The sequence below is a fragment of the Streptomyces canarius genome, from assembly GCF_014650735.1.
Lineage (GTDB): Bacteria > Actinomycetota > Actinomycetes > Streptomycetales > Streptomycetaceae > Streptomyces > Streptomyces olivaceoviridis.
The window spans coordinates 1-1,384 of sequence record NZ_BMVN01000176.1; the positions used below are offsets into that span (position 1 = coordinate 1).

The following is a 1,384-nucleotide window of genomic DNA, read 5'->3' on the forward strand; positions in this document are numbered from 1 at the left end:
GACCGCCCCTCCAACGAGTGGCATCGTCGCCGGTAGTGGCAGTGCCTGGCGACGGCCTGACGCCTTCGTCGCCAGCGTGACCAGCTCATTGCGTGGATGCGAAGCGGCGGGCGGGGTCGGTTTGCGAGGCCAGTTGCCAGCATCCGGCGGACTTCCGCCACGGTGAGCGGAACCAAGGTGGAACCGTTTCTGCACCCCCCTTTGCCGCCGCCTGTGCCGCCGTGACCGCGAGAAAGGCGTGCGCGAGCATGGCCAGGGTGACGTGTCGCATCCAGCCGACGTAACGGCGGACCTCGTACTGGTCCAGGCCGCACTCGTTCTTCGCAGCCTGGAAGCACTCCTCGATCGCCCACCGGCGCCCGGCAACGCGCACGAGCCGGTCGACGCCAGTGCCCACCGGGGCATAACCGAGGTAGTAGGCGATCTCATCGGGTCGGCTGATGCTGCGCCGGGCCAGCGCCCAGCGGTGATGGGTGGGCCGCTCGCCATCGAAATCCTCGATCACGGGGAGCTGGACGGCCGCCCAGTGATAGACGCGCGGGCCCTTGGCACCGTCGCCGCACGAGCGTTTTTCCCATGCCTCATCCGGTGCCTGGGTGAAGAGGTGGTCGATACGGCCAAAGCGCGGCACGTTCTGGGATTTTGGGACGGCAAGCACGTAGCCGACGGCGGTCTCTTCCAGCATCCGGCGAAAGCGCCACTCCTGGCCGTAGGCGGAATCGGCGGTCACCCAGGCGATCGGCAGCGGCGAGGCGAGTGCGCGCAGCACCATGGCCCTGGCCAGCTCTGGTTTGGTGGCGAAGGCCCGCTCATCGGGGATCTTGGCTGCGCGGCAGCGTGCGCGGTCGTCGGTCCAGGACTTGGGCAGATGCAGCTCGCGGTCGACCAGAGCCCGGCCCAGGGAGGTGGCGTAGGCGGCGAAGACGCCGATCTGGCAGTTCTCGGTGTGGCCGGCGGTGCCGGAGTACTGGCGCTGCACGCCTGCGGAGGTGGTGCCTTTCTTGACGAAGCCGGTGTCGTCGACGATGAGTACCCCATCGTCCTCGCCGAGTGTGTCGGCGACGTATGTCTGCAGGTCATCGCGTACGGCGTCGGCCTCCCAGGTGGCCCCGTTCAGTAGCCGCTGCAGGCCATCGGGGGTGCGGTGACCGGCGTGTTCGGCCAGTTGCCAGCCGTTCTTGCGGCCAACCGGGCCGAGCAGGGCGCGGACGTAGTCACGCATGCGGCGTCGTAGGTCGGCGCGGCCGAAACGGTGGCCGATACGCAGGAAGAGGTCGTCGAGTTCACGGTCCCAGGTCGCATCGGCGAGGTCGTCGATCACGCGGGAAGGCTGCCCGCATCACCGCTCCGACAGTTCTCGATGCCACTCGTTGGAGGGGCGGTC

The 1,384-nt window shown here is 68.6% G+C and carries 1 protein-coding gene; it reads right to left on the reverse strand.

Annotated elements, in window-relative coordinates; all coding sequences use genetic code 11:
* Positions 1–85: 85 nt before the first annotated feature.
* On the reverse strand, positions 86–1,321 hold the full coding sequence (locus IE294_RS46675) for an IS701 family transposase (protein WP_189895382.1): 1,236 nt from the start codon (positions 1,319–1,321) through the stop codon (positions 86–88).
* Between the last annotated feature and the right edge of the window lie 63 nt (positions 1,322–1,384).